This is a genomic window from Microbacterium sp. LKL04 (assembly GCF_900102005.1).
Lineage (GTDB): Bacteria > Actinomycetota > Actinomycetes > Actinomycetales > Microbacteriaceae > Microbacterium.
In genome coordinates this window covers 1734938-1751107 of record NZ_LT627736.1, presented here as the reverse complement: position 1 = coordinate 1751107, position 16170 = coordinate 1734938, and the positions used below count along the sequence as shown (strand labels likewise).

Below are 16170 nucleotides of genomic sequence, written 5' to 3'. Positions count from 1 at the left end.
ACAGGACTGCACAATGGCCATCGATCAGCACGGTGACGCGAACCTCGAGGGCGTCTCGATCCGCTCTCTCCCCAAGGTGTCGCTGCACGACCACCTCGACGGTGCCCTGCGCCCGCAGACGATCATCGAGCTCGCCGATGAGGCGGGTGTCGAGGTTCCCGAGACCGCGGCCGACGACCTCGCCGACTGGTTCGAGGACCAGTCGGATTCGGGCTCGCTCGTCGAGTACCTGAAGACGTTCGACCTGACCATCGCGGTCATGCAGACCCGCGACGGACTGCGCCGCGTCGCGAAGGAGTTCGTCGAGGACCTCGCGGCCGACGGCGTCATCTACGGCGAGGTGCGCTGGGCTCCGGAGCAGCACCTGGGCGGCGGCCTCAGCCTCGACGAGGTCGTAGAGGCCGTGCAGGAGGGCATCGAGGAGGGTGAGGACTCGGTCGAGGGATCGGGCCGCGACATCCGCGTCGGCCAGCTCATCAGCGCGATGCGTCACACCGACCGGTCGCTCGAGATCGCCGAGCTCGCCGTCCGTCACCGCGGACGGGGCGCCGTCGGGTTCGACATCGCCGGTCCCGAGGCGGGCTTCCCGCCGTCGAACCTGCGTCCGGCGTTCGACTACCTGGCCTCCGCCTTCTTCCCCGCCACGGTGCACGCCGGAGAGGCCGCCGGTCTCGACTCGATCCGCTCCGCGCTGGTCGACGGGCGCGCGCTGCGCCTGGGACACGGTGTGCGCATCGCCGAGGACCTCGACGTCGTCGAGCAGAAGGGCGAGGAGGTGCAGGTGCGCTTCGGCGACCTGGCCCGCTGGGTGCGGGACCGCGAGATCCCCCTGGAGCTCTCGCCGTCGTCGAACCTTCAGACCGGTGCGATCGCGGCGTGGGGCACGCAGCTCGAGGACCACCCCTTCGACCTGCTGTACCAGCTCGGCTTCGCCGTCACCGTGAACGTCGACAACCGCACCATGAGCCGCACGTCGCTGACGCGTGAGCTGAAGCTCCTCGCGGACGCGTTCGAGTACACGCTCGACGACCTCGAGGCGTTCCAGCTGAACGCTGCCGCGGCCGCCTTCCTCACGATCGAGGAGCGCGAGGAGCTCATCGAGCTCATCGGTGAGGGCTTCTCGGCCTGACGACTTGTCGAGGTCCCGATCGGGCCGGGTATGGCGCGCTCATACCCGGCCCGATCGGGACTTCGGTCTTCCTCCCCAGGGCCGCCGCCGCGAGCGCCGTCCCCGAAGGGCGGTCAGGCGTGACTCCGAGCGGATGCCGTCGGTCACGCTTCCCGGATGCGACGACCGCGACCTCTCCCCGAACACCTGCAGGACCGCGCGTTCGCGGTCCGGGATGCGCGGGCGGCGGGCGTCTCCGCCGGCCGGCTCGATGCGGATGACCTCGCCGTCCCGTTTCCCGGCGTCCGTGTCCCGGCCGGGGGAGACGTCGACTCGCTGTCGGCGCGGGCGACGCACTTCGCGCAGCGCATGCGGCCAGGGCAATTCTTCAGCCACAGCACGGCCCTTGCCCTCTACGGAGTCCCCATGCCGTCCGATCGCCGCTCGCATCTGCTCCACGTCGCGGCGCATCGGCCTGATCGCGAGCCGCGCGTCGCGGGCGTCGTCGGTCATCGCCTCGGTCAGCGCGCACCCGACATCCGCGTCGTCGGCGGGCTGCGCGTCGAGCATCCGGTGAAGGCGTGGCGTCACGTCGCATCGTGGTGGGGTCATACCGAGCTCGTCGTCGCCGGGGACTTCCTCGTCGGACGACGGGGGTTGCTCACCCTCGACGATCTGACACGCGAGGTGGTCACGGGATCAGGCCGCGGACAGGCAGCGCTCGAGTCGGCGCTGGCTGACGTCCGTGTCGGAGCCGAGTCGCCGACCGAGACCCGGCTGAGGCTCGTCCTGTGTGCCGCAGGGATGCCGGAGCCGCTCCTCAACCCCGTGATCACCGCGCCGGACGGGCGGTTCGTCGCCCGCCTCGACCTCGCCTATGCACCATGGCGGGTCGCAGTGGAGTACGACGGGCGCCAGCATGCGGAGGACCGTGCGCAGTTCGAGCGCGACGCGGACAGGTGGAACGACATCCGCGAGCAGGGGTGGGTACTCGTCCGCATCCTCCGGCACCATCTGCAGGGAGACGGGCGGGCCGCGGTGCGCATGGTCGCGAGCGCGCTCGAGCGGGCGGGGTGGGCGCCGTGACGCACGAGGTCCCCATCCGGCCGGGAAACCAGGGCGGATACCCGGCCGAAGTGGGACCTCGTAGCGCAGGTCAGAGGCGGGAGAGGAGGTCCGCGACGGATGCCGTGATCTCGGCCGTCATGTCGGTGTCATCGATCGTGGGGGTGCCGTCACCGGCCTGGGGGCCGTAGTCGCCGAAGGAGGCGTGCGAGGCGCCGGGGATCTCGACGAACTCGGCGTCGGCGGGCAGCATTCCGCGGGAGTCCTGGATCTTCTCGGGCGTCGACAGCCCGTCTTCCGAACCCGAGATGCTCAGCACCGGCAGCCCGGAGTCGGCGAGGTCGTTCGCGCAGTACGAGGCGAACAGCACCAGGCCGTCCGCGTCCGGCGCGAGCTGACACGCGCGCACACCGCCGAGGGAGTGGCCGCCGACGAGCCAGGTGCCGACGCCGGGCGCGGCATCGGTGAACGTCGACAGGGGCCGGGGATCGAAGAAGGCGAGGTTCAGCCACGGGCGGGTGATGACGACCGTCATCCCGTCCTCGGCGACGAGCCCCGAGAGCTTCGCCTCGTAGGCCTCGGCGTCGACCTTCGCGCCGGGGATGAAGACCAGCCCGGCGGTGCTCTCCCCGGAGGCCGGCGACATCACCACGTTGCCACCGGTGTCGGACACGGCGACCCGGTCGTCCTCGCGCACCGAGGCGAGCGGTCCGGCCTCAGCGCCCATGACGCCGACCTGGCTCCAGATCACGATGCCGACGATCCCGGCGACGAGCAGCCCCGCCACGGACAGCAGCACGATCGAGACGATGCGCCGTGCCCGGGAGCGGGGCCGCTTCGACGCGCTCACGCGCTGTAGACGCCGAGGTCGGTCTGCCGCTGGGCGACCTGCTCCTGCACGCGTGCGAACAGGGGGTGGGCGGGCTCGAGACCGGTGACGGATGCCGTGAAGGCCGCGGCATCCTCCGTCCTGATGCGCTCCTGCAACTCGACGGCCTGCGGGTCTGCGGCGTCCTCGAACCGAAGCGCGGCGGCGATCGCGGCGATGAGCCCGTCGACGCCGAGACCACTCTCGGCAGCGGCGGAGGCGGGTCCGACGAAGCGCTCGTGACGCGACAGCTTGCGCAGCGGCTGGCGGCCGACGCGCTGCACGGTGTCGGGCAGGGCCTCGTTCGAGAACCGCTCGAGAATCGTCGCGCGGTACTCGGCGAGCTCGGCCGGGTCGAGCCCGTGCGCGGCCGCGAGGAACGCGGAGGTCTCCTCGAGGGCCTGCTCGACCTTGCTCCGGATGCCGGGGTCCGCCAGGGCGTCGGAGATCCGGGTGATCCCCGCGGCGGCACCGAAGTAGGCGGTCGCGGCGTGTCCGGTGTTGACCGTGAAGAGCTTCCGCTCGATGTAGGGGGCCAGGTCGTCGACGAAGTGGGCGCCGGGGATGTTCGGCAGGTCGTCGCCGAACGGGCCGCGCTCGATGGCCCACTCGAAGAACGGCTCGACCGTCACGTCGACGCCAGCGCCCTCGGGTTGGCCCGGGACGATGCGGTCGACGGCGGTGTTGGCGAACACGGCGCGTGTGGAGAGGTCGCCCCACGCATCACCGGCGAGCTTCTCGATCTCGCCGCGGAGGGTGTCGGTCGCGCCGATCGCGTTCTCGCACGCCATGACCTGCAGCGGCTTCGCGTCGGCGGAGCGACGGGCGAGTCCCTCGAGGATGTGCGGCGCGACGAACGGCAGGATGCTGGGTCCGACGGCGGTCGTCACGACGTCGGCCGAGGCGACCTCGTCGGCCACGGCGTCGGGATCGGCCTGGCTGTTGATCGCCCGAAAGCCGGTGACGGTCTTGTCACCGCCGCCCGGTCCGACCTCGTGAACGGTGTACTCGGATGCCGCGTTGATCGTCTCGACGAGGGTCGGCGCGACGTCCGAGAACACGAGCTCGTAGCCGCCCTCGTGCAGGAGCAGTCCGACGAAGCCGCGCCCGATGTTGCCGGCGCCGAAGTGGACGGCTTTCATGCGTTGTTCACCGTCGCGAGCAGCTGGTAGAGCTCTTCGGGCGTCTGCGCGGCCTTGAGCTTCGCGACTTCGTCGTCCTCGGAGAACAGGAGTGCGATCTGCGACAGGATCTCGAGGTGCTCATCGCCCTTGCCGGCGATGCCGACGACGAACGAGACGTGCTCGCCGCCCCAGTCGACGCCGCCGTCGTAGCGGACGAACGAGAGCGCCGAGTCGAGGATCGCTTCCTTGGTCTCGTTGGTCCCGTGGGGGATTGCGAGCTCGTTGCCCATGTAGGTCGAGACGGCGACCTCGCGCTGCTGCATCGCGTCGAAGTAGGCGCTCGTGACGGCGCCGGCGGCCTCGAGGATGTCGGCGGCCTCCTTCATGGCCTGTTCCTGGCTGACGGAGCCGGAGTGGATGCGGATCTGGCCGAGGGTGAGGACTTCGCGAGCCATGACGTTCTCCTTCTGAGGGGGTGGAAAAAAGGATGCTGCGGGGTCGGGACCATTGTTCCCGACCCCGCAGCGCTGTGCATCAGGCGTCGCCGCGCTGGCGACGCACCATCTCGACGACCTCGTCGTACTTCGGCGAGTTCATGAAGTTGTCGACCGAGACGTGCATCGAGTCGGGGGTGACTCCGCGTGCACGGTCGGTCAGCTGCTGCTGCGTGATGACCAAGTCGGCCGACGGGTCGAGGTTCGCGATCGCCTTGTTGGTGACCGTGACGCCCTCGACGCCCGCCTTCTTGAACTTGTTGCGGAGCACGCTCGCGCCCATCGCGGACGATCCCATGCCGGCGTCGCATGCGAACACGACGTTCGTGATCTCGCGCTCGGCGACAGCGGTGCCGGCAGGGGCGGATGCGGCGGCTGTCGCCGTACCCGAGCCGCGGAGGGCGTCCATCGCGGACGAGGACTTGCCCTTGTTGGCCTCGGTCTGAGCGATCGCGGCGTCGAAGGTGTCACCCTCGGCGGCGAGGTCGCGCTTGCGGGACGCCCGCAGGATCACAGCGGTGATGAGGAACGTGACGACAGCTGCGACGACGACGGATGCGTAGACGACGAGCAGGTTCGGCACGCCGGCTCCGATCGCCGCGGCCGTGACCGCGATGATGCTGCCGGGAGCGGCGGGGAACTGGAGTCCGCCGTTGAACAGCATGTTGACGGTCACACCGCTTGCGCCACCGGCGATCAGCGCGAGGATCGTGGCGGGCTTGCTCAGCGCGTACGGGAAGTAGATCTCGTGGATGCCGCCGACGAACTGGATGATGGCGGCGCCCGGTGCGGAGGCCTTCGCCTGCCCGACGCCGAAGAACGTGAACGCGAGCAGCAGGCCGAGGCCCGGGCCGGGGTTCGCCTCGATGAGGAAGAGGATCGACTTGCCGGCATCCTCTACCTGCTGGAGGGCCAGCGGCGTGAACACACCGTGGTTGATGGCGTTGTTGAGGAAGAGCACCTTCGCCGGTTCGACGAAGATCGACAGCAGCGGCAGCAGGCTGAGCGACACGAGCCAGTCGACGATCCCGCCGAGCAGTCGGCCGATTCCGAGCATGAGGGGACCGAATGCGAAGAAGCCGAAGATCGCGAGGAGCATGCCGAGGATGCCCGCGGAGAAGTTGTTGACGAGCATCTCGAAGCCGGGCTTGATCTTGCCGTCCCACAGCTTGTCCATCTGCTTCGTGACCCACGCGGCGAGCGGACCCATGATCATCGCGCCGAGGAACATCGGCTGGTCGGTGCCGACGATCACACCCATGACGGCGATCGTCGCCACGACACCACCGCGGGCGTCGTAGACCATCCGACCCGCGGTGTTCGCGATCAGAAGGGGCAGAAGGTAGGTCACCATCGCCCCGACGATGCCGACGTAGCCCGTGTAGGGGCCGCTGTCGCTTGCGGTCAGCGCGGTGCGTGCACCTTCCCAACCGATGGCGGAGACGTCGCCGCCGCCGCCGAGGATCTCCGCGACCGGGAACCAGTGCCAGCCGAAGGGGCTGTTGGCGCCGAAGAACCCGTCCGGGATGAAGAGCATCGTGATGAAGCCCCATGCGATGAACGCCGCGATGTTGGGCATGATCATGCCCGACAGGAACGTTCCGAATCGCTGCACGCCGACGCGTGCGCGGCTTGCGCCGCGTGTGGCTGTTGTCGCCGTTGACATGTGCTGTGTCTCCTTTTGTGTGCCGCGGTTCATGCGGCCGTGTGCTGTGCTGCGGCTTCCTGGGCCGCGGCTCGGGCGGATGCCGCATCGGATGCGGCGAGGGCTGCTTCGGCGATGCGCTTCGCGTCGTCGAGGCTGTGGTGCAAGAGGGTGGCGCGCACGTCTGCGAGCGCCGTCGGTGCCATGGAGAGCGTCGTCGCGCCGAGGCCGACGAGGACGACCGCGAGCAGCGGGTCGGCTGCGGCTTCGCCGCAGATGCCGATCGGCTTGCCGGTGACGCGTCCGCCGTCGCCCGTCGCCTTGACGAGCTGCAGGACGGCGGGATGCCACGGGTCCTGGAACGACGAGACCGAACCCAGCAGCCGATCGGCCGCCAGCGTGTACTGCGTCAGGTCGTTCGTCCCGATCGAAGCGAAGTCGGCGTGGGCGAGGACCTTGTCGGCGAGCAGGGCCGACGAGGGAACCTCGACCATGACGCCGGCGGTCTTGATGCCGTACTCCTTCGCGAGCGTGACGAAGTACTCGGTCTCCTCGACGGTCGACACCATCGGAGCCATGACCCAGAGGTCGGCCTCGGTGGCGGCATCCGCGTTGGCCAGGGCGGTGAGCTGCTCGCGCAGGATGTCCTCGCTGGCGCGGAGGGCGCGGAGGCCGCGGAGGCCGAGGGCCGGGTTCTCCTCGTGCGCGTCGTTCAGGAAGGCGAGCGGCTTGTCGGCGCCGGCATCCAGTGCGCGAACGACGACCTTCTTGCCGGGGAACGCCTGCAGCAGCTCGGTGTACGCCTTCGTCTGCTCCTCGACGGTGGGTGCCTGCGACGAGCTCAGGAAGAGGAACTCGGTGCGGAACAAGCCCACGCCCTCGGCGCCGAGCTCGACGGCCTTCGCGGCGTCCTGCGGCTTGCCGAGGTTCGCGAGCAGCGGCACGGCGGTCCCGTCCGCGAGCGCGCCAGGCGTGACGGGCGCGTCCGCCGCGGCGGCGCGGTCCGCCTCGCGGCGCTCGGCCTGCGCGATGTCGTCGTCGGTCGGCTGGGTGGTGACGACGCCGGCTGCGGCGTCGACGACGACCGTCTCGCCCTCGGCGAGGTCGGCTGCACCGCGGACGCCGACGACGGCGACGATGGACTTCTCACGGGCGAGGATCGCGGTGTGCGAGGTCGGCCCGCCCTCGGTCGTCACGAGCGCGAGGACCTTGTCGAGGTCGAGGAGCGCGGTGTCGGCGGGAGCGAGGTCCTTGGCTACCAGGACGAAGGGATGCCCCGGGTCGGGGACTCCGGGAGCGGCGACGCCACGGAGGTGCGCGATGACGCGCTGGGCGACGTCGTCGAGGTCGGCGGCGCGCTCGCCGAGGTAGCCGCCCATCGCGGAGAGCGTGTCACGGAACGACGCGAAGGCGTCGAAGACGGCGAACTCGGCGGTCTTGCCGGCGCCGATGCGGTTCGTGACCTCTTCTTCGAGCGCCGGGTCCTCGGCCATCATGGCCTGCGCCTCGAGGACCTCCTGCGCGGCGCCTCCCGCGGTCTCGCCGCGCTGCTCCAGCTCGCGTGCGACCGCCTCGATCGCGGCGCGGACGCGCGCGGTCTCCTCGTCGGCGCTCTGTGCGCTCTTCTCGTCCTTCGGCGCGGGCAGCGGCTCCGCCATTCGTGCGATGGGGCCGTGGCTCACGCCCAGGCCGATTCCTACTCCTCGAAGCTCAGTCATGTGTCCCTCAGGCGTCGTGGTCGGTGGTCAGAAGTTCGGTGAGGGCGTCGAGCACCTCTTCGGCGTTCGCGCCGTCTGCGGTGAGCGTCACGTAGTCGCCGTTCTCGGCGCCGAGCGAGATCACGCTGAGGATGCTGGCCGCGTTGACGGCTCCGCCGGATCCCTTCGAGATCGTGACGGGGATGCCGGCATCCTTCGCGGCCTGCGCGAACATCTTCGCGGGGCGGGCGTGCAGGCCGTTGGAGGAGCCGATCCTCACGGTCCGGCTGGCCGGTGCGCTCATCGCGGGGTCCTTTCACTGCGGTCGGCGTCCATCGCCGCCGTCACGAGGGCGAGCGTGCGGGTTCCGTCACGATCGCCGAAGACGTCCTCCGGCAGGAGAACGGCGCGCGCCTGTCGGGTGGCGGCATCCCGTTCGATGTCGGAGAGGGCGGAGGCGAGGTGCGGACCCACGAGCACCACGTCGCCGGCGTCGGCCTCCGTGGCGACCATGCCGGGCACTCCCGCGCGGACGAACAGGTCCCTGCCTTCGCGCTGTGCGGCGTGCCGCAGACGCTGGGCGACGAACGTGCTCGACGCACCGGCGCCGCAGACGACGAGGATCTTCATCGATCCGCCTCCTTGTCTCCTTGTCATTCTCATCCGACTCCCAGGAAGGGACAACCAGCCGTTCTTCCGCGGGGGAGGAAACCCCCTGGTCCCGCAGATGGTTGACTGGACGGGTGAGCCGGGCGAGACAGGACCAGGTCATGGCGCTCCTGATCCGGGATGCCGCGTGGCGGACGGCCGGCGAGCTCGCCGACGTGGTGGGAGTCACGCCCCGCAGCATCCGTTCCTACGTCGCCGCCCTCAACGCCCGCGTGCCGGACGGCGATGCCGTCGAGTCCGGGCCCTCCGGGTACCGCGCCGGGTCCGGGGCGTCGGGAGCGCTGCGGACGGTCACGGAGGAGACGCCGCGCGATCGCCTCCACCGCCTGGTCCGCCACCTCTTGGACGCGTCGGACGGCGTCGACGTGTACGCCGCGGCGCAGCGGTTCCACGTCAGCGAGGCGACGCTGGAGGCCGACCTCGGCCGGGTGCGCGCACTGTTGAGCGGGACGCAGCTCACGCTGGAACGATCCGCCGAGCGCGTCCGGTTGTCGGGGACCGAGATGGCGCAGCGGCGCCTGCTCAGCCGGCTGGTGCACGACGAGATGGAGCAGGGGGCCTTCGATCTGAGGTCCCTGCGACGCGCCCTGGGCGAGAGCACGGCCGAGACGAGCAGTCTCGGGGCGTTCAAAGCCGAGCTGGTCGCCGGTCTCGGGGACCTCGGATACCTCGTCAACGAGTTCGGGATCGGTGACGTCATGATGCACGTCGCGATCGCCGCCGACAGGGTCGGCCGGGGACGCGGTCTCGACGGCGCCCCCGTGGGCGACTCGGCCGCGCGGTCGAAGATCGCCGAGCTCCTGGACCGGCTCGCGGTCGCCCACCTGGGCGTGCGACTCGGAGACGGCGACCGCGACCACCTCGCCGCGCTCGTACAGACCCGCGTCGTCGCCCCCGGCGCCGCCGAACCCGACGCGGTCATCCGCGACCGCCTCGACGCCGACGTCGAAGCGGCGGTGCGCGGGATCGTCGCGCGAGCGGCATCCGACTTCCTCGTCGACATCGACCACGACGATTTCATCCTGCGGCTGTCGCTCCATGTGCAGAACCTCCGCCAGCGCGCGCAGGACCAGGCATGGTCGCGGAACGCGCTGACGCGTTCGCTGAAGTCCAGCTATCCGATGATCTTCGAGGTGGCGGTCTTCATCGCCGAGCAGCTGCGCTCCGTGGTCGGCGCGCCCCTCCACGAGGACGAGATCGCATACATCGCGATGCACGTAGGCGGCCGGCTCGAGCGTTCCCGTCAGTCCGCGCGGCTCCTCACAGCGACACTCGTCTGCCCGGGGTACTACGAGATGCACGAGCTGCTGCGAACGAGCATCGACCGGGCCCTCGGACGTGAGATCGAGGTCGTCGCCGTCGAGACCCGCGTCGACCCGGACTGGGAGGGTCTCGACACCGACCTCGTCCTCACGACCATCGATCCGCCCGAGCCGTCCGACCGGGTCGTGCGGATCCAGCCCTTCCTCACCGAGCCGGACGTCGAACGGGTGCAGCAGGCGGCCGCCCGCGCACGCCGTGCGCGACGGCTCGCGGGGCTCCGCGCCGAACTCGAGCGCTACTTCTCGCCCGACGCCTTCGTCCCGCGGCTGCCCGCCGACGCCGACGAGGAGACGGTCATCCGCGGACTGGGCGGGCTGCTCGCGGCGCAGGGCGTCATCAGCGAGGAGTACGTCGATCGCACGCTCGAGCGTGAGCGGATCTCGTCGACGGCTTTCACCGATGCGCTCGCCGTGCCGCACGCGATCGCCATGACCGCGACCCGCACGGCGATCGCCGTCGGCCTCGCCGACCCGTCGGTCCGGTGGGGCGACGGGCGCGTGCAAGTCGTCGCGATGGTGGCGTTCTCGGAATCGGACCGCGAAGCTTTCCAGACGGTGTTCGAGCAGCTCGTCGAGGTGTTCAGCGAACGCGACAGCGTGCAGCGGATCCTCCGACGCGGAACGAGCTTCGCCGGCTTCCTCGACGAGCTCGTCGCGGTCGTCGACGGTTGATCAGCCCGCGAGACGCGCGTCGAGTCCCATCCGGCTTAGCGCCGCACGGTGACGGTCTTGTAGCAGTACGAGTACCAGGCAAGAAGGCCTCCCGTCAGGTTCCCTGCCGGCTTGGCGCAGAAGCCAGACGTTCTGCGATAGGTCGTATCTGTGTAGCAGTCAGACCATCCGCTGACGGTGTAACAGTAAGACCTAGAGCTCTCCTTGACCCAGGTCTGCCCGGTCGGGTTATACGGGACGGCTTGCGCGGGAGCTGCGCCGATCATCCCGGCGAGGAGTAGCCCAATCGTCACCGTCGCAGTCGCAACAGTCCGACGAAGACCTCGCCGCGATGCGTTTGACCGATTTGCACTAGCCATCCTTGCTCCCCCTTTGGGCATACGAAACTCCCGTCCCCACGCTAGCGCGGACGGGAATATCCAACAAGAGAACGGCTGATCAATCCGCGAGGCGCGCGTCGAGTCCCATCCGCACGCCCGGCCACTCGTGGGGGAGGATCGAGTACACGACGGTGTCGCGCATCGTCCCGCCCGGTCCGATCCGATGGTTGCGCAGCACGCCGTCCTGCCGGGCGCCGAGCCGTTCGATCGCCGCGCGGGACTGCCGGTTGTGCCACGAGGTCCGGAACTCGACCGCGATCGCTTCGCACGCCTCGAACGCGTGGCCGAGCAGCAGCCGCTTCGCCGTCGTGTTCACCTCGGTGCGCTGCACGTCACGCGCCAGCCACGTGTACCCGATCTCGACGCGGCGGTTGTCGGCGTCGATGTCGCAGAACGTGGTCATGCCCTGCGGCCTGCCGTCGACGACGACCGCGAACGGATTCATCCGGCCGGCGTCGCGCTCGGCGAGGCGTCGCGCGATCTCGTCGGGGACGGATGCCGGGACCGAGGTGTACCAGGCGTACTCGAGCCCCTCGCGGGCCGCCGTCAGGGCATCGGCATGCGACGCGTCCAGCGGCACCAGCTCGACCCGGCCACGACGGAGCGTGACCGGGTCGGTCAGTGCGGTGGTCATGCCTGCGCCGCGTCGAGCAGGGTGCGCACGCCGCCGTCGACGGCAGTGAGCCGGTCCGCCGCGTCGTCCGCGGATTCGCCGCGCACGTCGAGATAGGCCTTGAGCTTCGGCTCGGTGCCGCTCGGCCGGATGATGACGCGCGATCCGTCCTCGAGCCACAGGCGCAGGACGTCGCCGCGGGGCGAGCCCTCCGGTGCCGTGAGCAGGTCCTCCATGCGGTCGACGGCGACCGAACCGATGGATGCCGGGGGCGCCGCGCGCAGCGCCGTCATGATGCGGCCGATCACCGAGACGTCGTCGACCCGGAGCGAGACCTGGCCGCTCGCGAAGTGCCCGAAAGTGGTGGCGGACTCGTCGAGCAGGTCGCCGAGCGTCCTGCCCTCCTCACGTGCCTCGGCCACGAGGCCGAGGATCGCGACCGCCGCCGAGATGCCGTCTTTGTCGTGGACCGTGCCCGGGTTGACGAGGTAGCCGAGCGCCTCCTCGAAGCCGTAGACGAGGCCCGGGGCGCGGGAGATCCACTTGAATCCGGTGAGGGTCGCGGTGAAGTCGAGGCCGTAGTGCTCGGCGATCGTCTGGAGACCGGGCGAGGACACGAGCGAGCATGCGAGGGTTCCCGAGGTGGCGGTGCGGGCGGCACGCCAGCCGAGCAGGAGCCCGACCTCGTTGCCCGTCAACCGGCGCCAGCCGCCGGGGGCCGCGGCATCCGGGATCGCGACGGCGAGCCGATCGGCGTCGGGATCGTTCGCGACGATGAGCTCCGCACCCGCCTCGCGAGCGGTCTCGAACGCGAGGTCCATCGCGCCGGGCTCTTCGGGATTCGGGAACGCGACGGTCGGGAAGCGGCCGTCCGGCGCGATCTGCGCCGTGACGACCGTCGGTGCGGGGTAGCCCGCGGTCTCGAGGACGCGAGCGAGCGTCTCGTGCCCGACGCCGTGCATGGCCGTGTAGACCCAGTTCAGTCCTGCTGCACCGGCCGGTGCGGGGGCCACGAGGGCTGTCGCGGTGACGTAGGCCTCGACGACCGACTCGTCGGCGATCTCGTAGTCGCTCGAACGGGGCACCGAGCCGAGGTCCGCACGCGCGGCGACCTCGTCGATGCGGGCCGCGATCTCGGCATCCGCCGGCGAGACGATCTGGGCGCCGTCGTCGTCGCCGCCGAGGTAGACCTTGTAGCCGTTGTCGTCGGGCGGGTTGTGCGACGCCGTGACCATGACGCCAGCCGAGACGCCGAGGTGGCGCACGGCGAAGGCGAGGACGGGAGTCGGCAGCAGGCGGGGGAGGAGGATCGCGCGGAGCCCCGCACCGGCGAAGATCTCGGCGCTGTCCCGGGCGAACACGTCGGAGTTGCGGCGTCCGTCGTAGCCGATGACCACGGAGGGCGTCTCGCCGCCGGCGCGCTCGCGGAGGTAGGCCGCGAAGCCGGCCGCCGCCTGGCTCACGAGCACGCGGTTCATGCGGTTCGAGCCCGCACCGAGCGCACCCCGAAGGCCCGCGGTGCCGAAGGCCAGGCGGGTGTCGAAGCGGTCATGCAGGTCGGCGGTCGCGGTGGCGTCGCCCGCCTCGGCGCGCGAGAGCAGATCAGCGAGCTCCGCGCGGGTCGCCTCGTCCGGGTCCTGCGCGAGCCACTGCCTCGAGGTCTCGAGGACGCCCTCGCTCACAGGACGCCGATCACGCGTGCGAGCAGGTCCGAGATGACGGGCTCGGCGTCGCGGCCGGCCTCGAGGACCTCCTGATGGCTGAGCGGGGTCGACTGGATGCCGGCGGCCAGGTTCGTGATCAGCGAGAAGCCGAGGATCTCCATGCCCGCCTGGCGGGCGGCGATCGCCTCGAGCGCCGTCGACATCCCGACGATGTGCCCGCCGATGGCCTTGGCCATCTGGACCTCGGCAGGGGTCTCGTAGTGCGGCCCGCGGAACTGGCAGTAGACGCCCTCGTCGAGGCTCGGATCGATCGTGCGCGCGAGGTCGCGCAGGCGCGACGAGTACAGGTCGGTGAGGTCGATGAAGGTCGCGCCTTCGAGCGGCGAGTCCGCGGTGAGGTTGATGTGATCGCTGATGAGGACGGGCTGCCCCGGCGACCAGGACTCCTTGATGCCGCCGGCGCCGTTGGTGAGCACCATGATCTTCGCGCCGGTCGCGGCGGCGGTCCGCACGCTGTGCACGACCCGGCGGACGCCGTGGTTCTCGTAGTAGTGGGTGCGCGCACCGATGACGAGGACGCGCTTGCCGTCGTGCGTCAGGATGCTGCGGATCGACCCGACGTGGCCCGCGAGGGCGGGCTTGCTGAAGCCGGTGACCTCCGTCGCGTCGAGCGTCGCGGTGGTCTCGCCGATGAGCTCGGCGGCCTTCCCCCATCCGCTGCCCAACGTCAGGGCGATGTCGTGGCGTTCCACACCGGTGAGGCGGGCGATGTCGGCTGCGGCGGTGTCAGCGACCTCGAACGGGTCGATGGCGGGATCGTCGAGCGGGTGGGTCTCCTCGTGCATGCTCCCACTCTAGGAAGCGCCGACGCGCTCGGCCACACGATGCGTTTCGCGGCGCGGCGCGCGAACCCCCGCCGGCCTGGAAGAATGATCCACATGTCTGTGAGCTTCGAGACCACCCAGAGTGTCGCGATCATCGGGGGCGGCCCCGGCGGATACGAGGCGGCTCTCGCAGCGGCCCAGTTGGGCGCCGAGGTGACCCTCGTCGAGCGCGCGGGCATCGGCGGCTCGGCCGTCATCACCGACGTCGTGCCGTCGAAGACCCTGATCGCCACAGCGGACGCGGCCGTCGCGATCCGCGGCGCATCCGATCTGGGCGTCCAGCTGTTCGCCCGCGGCGACAGCGGCAAGCCGCTCAAGCCCGAGATCGCCATCAACCTGGGCGCGGTCAACAAGCGCCTGCTCTCGCTCGCCCGTCAGCAGTCCGACGACCAGCGCGCGCAGTTGGTGGATGCCGGTGTGCGCATCATCTCCGGACACGGCCGCCTCGACGGCACGCACGCCGTCGTCGTCTCGACCGGCCCCGGCGGAACCGACTTCGACCGCGTCGAGGCCGACACCCTCGTCGTCTCGGTCGGTGCCTCGCCCCGTGAGCTGGACAGCGCAAAGCCCGACGGGGAGCGCATCCTCACGTGGACGCAGCTCTACAACATGACGAGCCTTCCCGAACACCTCATCGTGGTGGGCTCGGGTGTCACCGGCGCCGAGTTCGCCGGCGCCTACATGAACCTCGGCTCGAAGGTCACGCTGATCTCGAGCCGCGACCAGGTGCTGCCGGGTGAGGACTCCGACGCGGCGGCCGTGATCGAGAAGGTCTTCACGCGCGGCGGCATGGAGGTCCTCTCGAAGTCCCGTGCCGAGAAGGTCGAGCGCACGAAGGACGGCGTCGTCGCGACGCTGTCGGACGGGCGCACCGTCGAGGGCAGCCACTGCCTCATGGCGGTCGGTTCCATCCCCAACACGGCGGGCATCGGTCTGGAGGATGCCGGGGTCCAGCTCACCGACTCCGGCCACATCCAGGTCAACCGCGTCGCGCGCACCTCGGTCCCGAACATCTACGCCGCAGGAGACTGCACCACCTTCCTGCCGCTCGCCTCGGTCGCTGCGATGCAGGGACGGATGGCGGTCTTCCACGCGCTCGGCGACACCGTCATCCCGCTCGAGAAGCACCGCGTCACGGCCAACATCTTCACTGCTCCCGAGATCGCGACGGTCGGTCGTCAGGAGCGCGATATCGAGTCGGGCGCCGTCAACGGCACCGTTCACAAACTCCCTCTCGCCGCCAACGCGCGCGCCAAGATGATGGGGGTCAAGGACGGCTTCGTGAAGATCATCGCCCGCGAGGGGTCGGGCACCGTCATCGGCGGTGTCATCGTCGCCCCGCGCGCCTCCGAGCTGATCTACCCGATCGCCATCGCCGTCGAGCGGCGCCTCACGGTCGACCAGCTCTCCCGCGTGTTCGCGGTGTTCCCGTCGCTCGCGGGCAGCATCACCGACGCGACCCGCGCGATGCACCAGGTCGCCCGGGACGAGGACACCTACAGCTGATCCGCGCGCCTCAGCCGGCGGTGACGGCGGTCACGTACAGATACGTCGGCATGGGCGCAGTCCCCGACGCCGATACGGCCCGCGCGTAGGCGTCGCCGAAGCGGATGCGGTGCGGCTCGGTGTCGCAGACGATCTGTTCCGTCAGCGTCAGCTGTCCGCCGTCGGCGGTCATCAGGTTCACGGTGACGGAGGCCGTCACATCGTCGCCGCCGTAACACCGGGCATCCGCTCCGATGATCTCCGCCGGCTTCGCGAAGTCGGTGCGCACCTCGGCCGAGCTTCCCGGGCCGACCTTCATCCCCACGGCGGCGGCGGCAGCATCGCCGACGGACTCATCGTCGACGGCGGCGAACCACGCGCTCGCGGCGTCGACATCGACGGTGGGCGTGCCGGAGCATCCCGAGAGGAGGAGCACAAGCGCAAAGACGGCGATCACCGGCGCACGCAGAATGCTCATTC

15 protein-coding genes are annotated in these 16170 nt (G+C 70.3%); 4 read left to right on the top strand and 11 right to left on the bottom strand.

Annotated elements, in window-relative coordinates:
- Positions 1–13 precede the first annotated feature (13 nt).
- Positions 14–1129: an adenosine deaminase gene (locus tag BLP38_RS08610; RefSeq protein ID WP_091356035.1), complete on the top strand. Its 1116-nt coding sequence runs from the start codon at positions 14–16 to the stop codon at positions 1127–1129.
- A 156-nt stretch (positions 1130–1285) separates the two neighbouring features.
- Positions 1286–2194 carry a hypothetical protein gene (locus BLP38_RS08605; protein WP_091356032.1) on the top strand — a complete coding sequence of 303 codons (909 nt, stop codon included), beginning with the start codon at positions 1286–1288 and terminating at the stop codon, positions 2192–2194.
- Positions 2195–2264: 70 nt separating this feature from the next.
- Here BLP38_RS08605 and BLP38_RS08600 read toward each other — a convergent pair whose 3' ends face one another.
- From BLP38_RS08600 to BLP38_RS08570, 7 genes are all read right to left on the bottom strand, one after another.
- Positions 2265–3023, bottom strand: coding sequence for an alpha/beta hydrolase (locus BLP38_RS08600; RefSeq protein WP_091356029.1), 759 nt, complete (start codon positions 3021–3023; stop codon positions 2265–2267).
- The gene (locus tag BLP38_RS08595; RefSeq protein ID WP_091356025.1) at positions 3020–4183 is read right to left on the bottom strand and encodes a mannitol-1-phosphate 5-dehydrogenase; all 1164 of its coding nucleotides are present in this window, start codon (positions 4181–4183) and stop codon (positions 3020–3022) included. Before BLP38_RS08595 ends, BLP38_RS08600 begins: the two co-directional genes overlap by 4 nt.
- Positions 4180–4620: a PTS sugar transporter subunit IIA gene (locus BLP38_RS08590; RefSeq protein ID WP_091356022.1), complete on the bottom strand. Its 441-nt coding sequence runs from the start codon at positions 4618–4620 to the stop codon at positions 4180–4182. The genes BLP38_RS08595 and BLP38_RS08590 overlap by 4 nt, the downstream gene beginning before the upstream one ends.
- A 79-nt stretch (positions 4621–4699) precedes the next feature.
- A complete protein-coding gene (locus tag BLP38_RS08585; RefSeq protein WP_091356019.1) occupies positions 4700–6325 on the bottom strand; it encodes a PTS mannitol transporter subunit IICB in 1626 nt (541 codons plus the stop codon).
- A 29-nt stretch (positions 6326–6354) separates the two neighbouring features.
- On the bottom strand, positions 6355–8022 hold the full coding sequence (gene ptsP / locus BLP38_RS08580; protein ID WP_091356016.1) for a phosphoenolpyruvate--protein phosphotransferase: 1668 nt from the start codon (positions 8020–8022) through the stop codon (positions 6355–6357).
- 7 nt (positions 8023–8029) lie between these two features.
- Positions 8030–8305 carry an HPr family phosphocarrier protein gene (locus tag BLP38_RS08575; RefSeq protein ID WP_091356012.1) on the bottom strand — a complete coding sequence of 92 codons (276 nt, stop codon included), beginning with the start codon at positions 8303–8305 and terminating at the stop codon, positions 8030–8032.
- Positions 8302–8631, bottom strand: a complete 330-nt coding sequence (locus BLP38_RS08570) for a PTS sugar transporter subunit IIB (protein ID WP_065569862.1) — start codon at positions 8629–8631, stop codon at positions 8302–8304. Before BLP38_RS08570 ends, BLP38_RS08575 begins: the two co-directional genes overlap by 4 nt.
- A 140-nt stretch (positions 8632–8771) precedes the next feature.
- Here BLP38_RS08570 and BLP38_RS08565 point away from each other — a divergent pair, with 140 nt between their 5' ends.
- Entirely contained in the window at positions 8772–10664 is a 1893-nt protein-coding gene (locus BLP38_RS08565) for a BglG family transcription antiterminator (RefSeq protein ID WP_091356009.1), read from the top strand.
- 438 nt (positions 10665–11102) lie between these two features.
- On the opposite strand, the gene BLP38_RS08560 is transcribed toward BLP38_RS08565, so the two are convergent.
- Genes BLP38_RS08560 through BLP38_RS08550 form a run of 3 tightly spaced genes read right to left on the bottom strand, consistent with a single transcriptional unit; the run spans position 11103 to position 14166 of the window.
- Positions 11103–11678 carry a GNAT family N-acetyltransferase gene (locus BLP38_RS08560; protein ID WP_091356006.1) on the bottom strand — a complete coding sequence of 192 codons (576 nt, stop codon included), beginning with the start codon at positions 11676–11678 and terminating at the stop codon, positions 11103–11105.
- Complete coding sequence (locus tag BLP38_RS08555) at positions 11675–13339, bottom strand: phospho-sugar mutase (protein ID WP_091356002.1); 1665 nt, start codon at positions 13337–13339, stop codon at positions 11675–11677. Before BLP38_RS08555 ends, BLP38_RS08560 begins: the two co-directional genes overlap by 4 nt.
- Positions 13336–14166 (bottom strand): purine-nucleoside phosphorylase, encoded by an 831-nt coding sequence (locus BLP38_RS08550; protein WP_091355999.1) that lies wholly within the window; start codon positions 14164–14166, stop codon positions 13336–13338. Before BLP38_RS08550 ends, BLP38_RS08555 begins: the two co-directional genes overlap by 4 nt.
- A gap of 93 nt (positions 14167–14259) precedes the next feature.
- Between BLP38_RS08550 and BLP38_RS08545 the strand changes: the two genes are divergently transcribed.
- On the top strand, positions 14260–15711 hold the full coding sequence (locus tag BLP38_RS08545; RefSeq protein WP_165971384.1) for an NAD(P)H-quinone dehydrogenase: 1452 nt from the start codon (positions 14260–14262) through the stop codon (positions 15709–15711).
- Positions 15712–15721: 10 nt separating this feature from the next.
- Here BLP38_RS08545 and BLP38_RS08540 read toward each other — a convergent pair whose 3' ends face one another.
- Positions 15722–16168 (bottom strand): hypothetical protein, encoded by a 447-nt coding sequence (locus BLP38_RS08540; protein WP_091355991.1) that lies wholly within the window; start codon positions 16166–16168, stop codon positions 15722–15724.
- Positions 16169–16170 lie beyond the last annotated feature (2 nt).